The organism is uncultured Thiodictyon sp., from assembly GCA_903837595.1.
Classification (GTDB): domain Bacteria; phylum Pseudomonadota; class Gammaproteobacteria; order Chromatiales; family Chromatiaceae; genus Thiodictyon.
In genome coordinates this window covers 1-5,496 of sequence record CAILVI010000111.1, presented here as the reverse complement: position 1 = coordinate 5,496, position 5,496 = coordinate 1, and the positions used below count along the sequence as shown (strand labels likewise).

Here is a 5,496-nt window from a genome sequence, read left to right as displayed (position 1 = left end):
GTAGTGGGTGGAAAGGAATTGCTGGAGTGCCTGGCGTACCGGTCCTTCCAGGTCGCGCGGGCCGTTGGTGGGCAGCGAGAGGAACACCCGCAGCGGGGTCGGCCCGTCGCAGCGGTGCGATTGCATGATCTGGGAGGGGAACAGCCGCAGGGGCCAGTGGTCCAAGACCTTACTGGTTCTCCTGTAGCTCCAGGGCGGTCTGGCGCTGCCGGGTCGCCATGGCCCAGTCCTGTTCCTGCCGTTCCTTGACCTGCCGGCGTTGCTCCTCGCGCTGCGCCTCGAATTGCTGCTGCTGAAAGGCGCGTTGCTGGTCGCCGTCCTGGGTCGCGGTGCGCTGTTGAGACACGCGGGTCAAGTGCGTCGTGATCGCGCTGAAGGCCATCACGGCGTGGTAGATGCTCATGGCAGGGTCGGTTCCTTGGCTGATCCAGGTTGGCGGCATAGGGAAGGCGCCGGGCTCAGATATTTCTGCGCCACGGAAGCGCCGCTGGGGCAGGGAAGGGCGCGGCTTACTGCCCGCGCCGGACCTCGCTGCGGCGCCGCGGACCGGATCAAGTCGAAATTCCTGCGCGTCGTCCTGTGTTCCCGCGGTCCGATGCCGACTCATAGACGATGGCGTCGCGGCGATCGAGAGGCTGTGCCACCCTGCCGTCCTTGAGGTCGTCGGCGTCGGCGTACCCGCCCTCCCATTGTGGCCAGACCATTGCGGTCGGCGTGGTGCTGCGTCCGGGGTTTGCTCTCGGCATCAATGACCTGCGCGCCTTCTGCGCCCGTGAGCTGGGAGCGTTCAAGACCCCCAGCGCCATCTGTTTGCTCACCGATCTGCCCAAGTGCCCGTCGGGCAAGGTGCAGCGGCTGCGGCTGCTGGATTGCTTTGCAGAAAGGCTTGGTTAGCGGCCGGCGTATCCATCCCTAGACTGGGTGCTCAAGTACTTCGATCGCATGAGCCCCCGAGTCCGATGTCATTCGTTACCCACACCGCTGGTGCCGTCGACGCTGGGCAATGCTGCGACCGCTGTCCCGGAGACTGCGCCGACGCCTGCTTCAATGAGGCGATCGAACGATTGCCCGGGCGCGGGGTGCGCCTGCTTGCGGACTATTGTGCCGGGTGCGGCGCCTGCCTGCCGTTGTGCGATCTGCAGCGCCTGACCTTGAAGCAGGGGTGCGTGCGACTGGCTTGAGTGCGGGGCGGGAGCGCCGACCTGGCTCCCACGCTCCAGCGCGGGAGCAAGAGCGGGCGCTCCGCGTCCAATAGCCAGACCAGACGCAGAGCGCCCCCGCGGCATTCCCACGCTGGAGCGTGGGAACGAGAAGCCGGGCCGTCCGCGCCGGGCCAACCAAATCGACCAACCGCTCGGCGACGAGCGCCAACCGGGGTGAATACGATGGCAAATGACAAGGACCAACTGTTTGAACGGCTCGCGGATGCCGTTCTCGAACTGGACGAGGAGCTGACGAAGCAACTCGCGCATGAGGTGCTCGCGCGTGGCTATGACGCCTGGGACGCCATCGAAAATGGCCTCCTGCTGGGCATCGGCAAGGCCGGCAAGTTGTTCGATGAAGGGGTTGTAAGCCCAAACCCCAGAAAATTCCGTCAACCTAAATCGAGCCCTGCCACGATCGCATCCAGGTCGAGAATCCGCCCGGCACCGCGAAACGTGTAGTGCCCGTTCAGATGCACGTGGCGCCACGCCGCCGGTGAGATCATCTTGATGATGGCCAGGGCTTTCGTATTCCCACTCGCCTCGTACCTGGCGAGCAGACGCGACAGGATGGCGGAGTTGTAGTAGATGATGGCGTTCGCGATCAGCCGCGCACATTGATTGCTGATCTCGATTTCGATGTCGGTCCGTCCGGTGAGTTCCTTCTTGCCACCGACCTGGGCGATGGCGGAGCGTAGCTGGTGGTAGGATTCGATCCGGTTTTGCGAGCGATGCACATTGCGCTGCAGCTGCGGATCGCGCAGATATCGCAAGGTGTAGATGCTGCGAATCAGCTTGTCGAACTCGAAGATTGCTCGCCGGGTCGGATTTGCTGTGGTGTAGGTGCAGAGCTTACGGATCAACGTGCCCTGGGTCATTTCCTTGAGGCCTAGCGTGGCAACGATCTGGTCAATGTTGGCTTTCTCGTCCGCGATGGCTTGTAGGTCGATCTGGCCGACAGGACGGATAAGGCATTTCTCGTACACCGACGGATCATCGGCGCAGTAGATTTCTTTCAGTTGTTTTTCCAGATCGGTGAAACGCGGCTCGAAGCGCAGTCCAAACCAGTGCAGAATGGCGAAGTTCGCCTTGTTGATGCTGTGCATGTCGCCAGTGATCACGGTTGGTACGATCTCGGAGGTGTTGCGGTACCAGATGTCGAACACATGGTGGGCCTCAAACTCGTGCGCGCCGATGAGCCAACTATGCAGCGGTACATGGTTACACAGTAACGTGTAGGCAACGACGCCCTTGCCGCGACCGAAATATTTGCGCGAGTACCGTGCTTTGACGGTCGGTCGCTCTACGCCGAATTTCTGGCCATCAACGCTGCCATAGAGCGCGTCGAGTGCGAACGAGAAATGCGGAAAGATGGGCAAGCTGGCGATACCGTTGCTGATCCGGTCGTTGGCTGCCTGCAGCGACGCTTGGCGCAGATACTGCTGATAAGTCGCCTCCAGCACGTGGTAGGGAATATCGCTCGTTGTTGCGATCACGAGGTTGCCGTGGTTCGTCGCCTGGGCGATGATGACGGCCATCAGGCTATCCGCGTCGGCGACTTGTTTCACATAACGCGGCTGCAGCGGTGTCAACGCCGACAGGAACTGGCATTGCTCGTTCACAAAACGGAAGACGTCAGCGACGTCGCAGAACGCCAGTTGCGCGTAAAAATTGTCCTCATGTGCCGCCTCATGGTCGGCCTTGGGGCGGCGCCAGGTCAGCGCCTTGGTCGCGCTGTCATAGTCGAGATGCTTCAGCTTTCCCTGGCGCAATTCGCGATTGAACGCTAGCCACTGAGCGTGCAGTTGCGCCGAGAGGGCCTTGAATTGGAAATCGGTCGGCTGGCATAGCCAGGGAATGTTCATCTGACGGAGAATGCTAGCCTTTTCGTCGAGTCGGACGAGTTCGTCGCTGAGACAGCGGTGCTGCAGACTGTCGTCCAAGTAGATTTCGCCCGACTTGAGACGTTTTCTGAGTTGCCGGTAGATCCAGAACTCGTACCGGTCGGCATGCACGCCCATCGGTTTCCCGTCCGCGTCAAACGTCAGCAGATAAGACCGTAAACGCCGCGGCAGGGTTGCGTCCGGGCATTCCGTGAGTGGCCGTTGCGACAGTCGTTGGGGTCTGGCGAATACGCTCCTCATCCAGTTTAATGCGGTAAGCCACGGGTTATCCGGTGTGACTCCGGAAAAATCGAGTGCTACATAGAGCGGGCGCAGTTGGCGCCGGATACGCGCAGCGAGTTCGTCGACGACCTGCCAGCGCGTGCTCAGCTTACTCGTCGGTTGCTTGCTCAGGCGCTGACCAGCGGTCTGCAGGACGTCTCGCGGCATGATCTTGAACGCCCGCTGGCGTACGTCGCCAAAGGGCGTGGTGTCGGCAACCGCGTCATCGACATAGAGCAACAGCAAGCGCCCGACTTGTGACGTGTCCTGCTGACGTCGTATCTGCTCTGCGAAAAACTGCTTTTTTGCTAGCGCCTTGCTTTCGTCTTCGAGCTGCTTCATATGATAGCCTACGGCGTCGACGAGGTTGTCGGTGAACTGCCGGTAGCGCTGCCAAGCATAGCAAAGCAAATACAGTTGGGTCTGCGCCGGCTGGAGGCGGCGCAGATCGTAGACAGTATAAAAGATCGCCAGGCTCGCATAATAATGCAAATTCTGACGGGAGATCGCGAGCGTGGGCAGCAGCGTCTTGGCGATCCGGTACAGCGGTTCCAGCGTGGCACGCTTCTCCCGCTCATGTGCCATCTGGCGCCAACCGAAGTGCTTGGCGTCCTGCTTGAGGGCGGCCAGTTCCGATAAGGTGTCATCGTGCACTAGGAGTTGGGCCAGTGCATTCTTCGCCGTGGTGTCCAACACCTCGGCGAGCAGGCTGCCCAAGCGCCTGCGCTCGGTGGACAACGCGGCGCTAATCAGCGTCTGCAAGGTGGTGTAACCTGGCCGCACAATTTTGTGCTCGTTGAGGTAGGCAATCAGCTCGGCGACGATAAAGCCGGGCGTGACATCGCGTCGAACAATCTGCGCGGCCTGTTGCGTGAGCGACGAGAGGAAATCCCCCGACCAGACCCGATAGCCGAATAGCGCGGTGATCAGAGTTCGCTGCGCGTAGTGCTCATACTTGGTGACGGCATGTAGCGCGAACGCCTGACCGTTGAAATAGCGGGTCAGGACGAAGGTACCATCGTCCTGCGCATCGTCCCAGGTGAAGTGGAAAAAGGCGTGCTTGGCTTTGAAGTAGCCGATCTGCAACGCGCAGTGGACCTGCGCGTGAAGACCGAGACGACTGTAGGCGAGCGCCAGTTCCGAGTCCGATAGGGACAGATAATTCAGTCGCTGTCCGTCGTCGAAATCAGGCAGGCCGTACAGGGCGAACTGCTCGGCGTCCGACAGGACGGTCAGTAACTTGTTCTTCGTCGCCATCGTCGCGGCGCGCCCCCAGCCCCGGAAAACTTTCCGTATAATAATCGATAAACGGAAAGATTCGGATTTCGCGATGAGCAACCATCTGGGTTTCAAGCCACCGGGTGGCGACCCGCCAACCATCGAAAAACGGAAAGTTCCCGTTCGCCGGGCGAACGCCGCCTACCGCAGCAGGGAATACCTGTCGGAAAAAGAGGTCGGAGCGCTGATGTCGGCGGCGGCGAGCATCGGTCGTCATGGCGCGCGGGACGCTGCCTTGATCTTGGTCGCCTACCGCCACGGTCTGCGCGTGTCCGAACTGGTCGCCTTGCGTTGGGATCAGGTCGATCTCCAACAAGGCCTTCTTCATGTCGCGCGGCTGAAGCACGGCATCGCCTCGGTCCATCCCTTGCGCGGACCGGAGCTGCGGGCGCTACGCCGTTTGCAGCGCGATTACCCGGAGACGCCCTACGTGTTCGTCAGCGAACGCAAGGCGCCGCTAACGACCGATGCCATCCGCAAGATCGTTGGGCGCGCCGGTCGTCGCGCCGGCATCGAGTTCCCGATCCACCCGCACATGCTGCGCCATGCCACCGGCTACAAACTGGCCAACGACGGCCAGGACACGCGGGCGATCCAGCATTACCTGGGCCACCGTAACATCCACCACACCACTCGCTACACCGAGTTGGCATCTGACCGCTTCAAGAACTTTTGGCATGACTGAGCATCGCGTTCATTTCCCGCTTCCCAGCACCGACCGACGCGACCAGTGTCCCATCAAGGCGGCTATGCAAGCCGATGTCGACGACGGGTCATTGACCTGGATGGGCGTATGGCAGGGCTCGATTTGGGCCACCGGAATTTTCTGGGGTTTGGGCTTACACCCCCAT

The 5,496-nt window shown here is 61.2% G+C and carries 6 protein-coding genes; 4 read left to right on the top strand and 2 right to left on the bottom strand.

What is annotated here, in order from left to right:
- Window positions 1-169: 169 nt before the first annotated feature.
- Window positions 170-403, bottom strand: coding sequence for a hypothetical protein (locus QZY44_RS06260; protein WP_295443759.1), 234 nt, complete (start codon window positions 401-403; stop codon window positions 170-172).
- Between the two features lie 209 nt (window positions 404-612).
- On the opposite strand from QZY44_RS06260, the gene QZY44_RS06255 reads away from it, so the two are divergent.
- The 3 genes from QZY44_RS06255 to QZY44_RS06245 all read left to right on the top strand — a co-directional run bounded on the left by QZY44_RS06255 (window position 613) and on the right by QZY44_RS06245 (window position 1,664).
- The gene (locus tag QZY44_RS06255; protein WP_295443756.1) at window positions 613-894 is read left to right on the top strand and encodes a hypothetical protein; all 282 of its coding nucleotides are present in this window, start codon (window positions 613-615) and stop codon (window positions 892-894) included.
- A 65-nt stretch (window positions 895-959) separates the two neighbouring features.
- Window positions 960-1,181 carry a hypothetical protein gene (locus QZY44_RS06250; RefSeq protein ID WP_295443753.1) on the top strand — a complete coding sequence of 74 codons (222 nt, stop codon included), beginning with the start codon at window positions 960-962 and terminating at the stop codon, window positions 1,179-1,181.
- A 204-nt stretch (window positions 1,182-1,385) separates the two neighbouring features.
- Complete coding sequence (locus tag QZY44_RS06245; protein WP_295443750.1) at window positions 1,386-1,664, top strand: B12-binding domain-containing protein; 279 nt, start codon at window positions 1,386-1,388, stop codon at window positions 1,662-1,664.
- Here the strand turns inward: QZY44_RS06245 and QZY44_RS06240 are convergent.
- Window positions 1,595-4,624 (bottom strand): Tn3 family transposase, encoded by a 3,030-nt coding sequence (locus QZY44_RS06240; protein WP_295443747.1) that lies wholly within the window; start codon window positions 4,622-4,624, stop codon window positions 1,595-1,597. The genes QZY44_RS06245 and QZY44_RS06240 overlap by 70 nt on opposite strands.
- Here QZY44_RS06240 and QZY44_RS06235 point away from each other — a divergent pair.
- The gene (locus QZY44_RS06235) at window positions 4,608-5,330 is read left to right on the top strand and encodes a tyrosine-type recombinase/integrase (protein WP_295443744.1); all 723 of its coding nucleotides are present in this window, start codon (window positions 4,608-4,610) and stop codon (window positions 5,328-5,330) included. The genes QZY44_RS06240 and QZY44_RS06235 overlap by 17 nt on opposite strands.
- Window positions 5,331-5,496 lie beyond the last annotated feature (166 nt).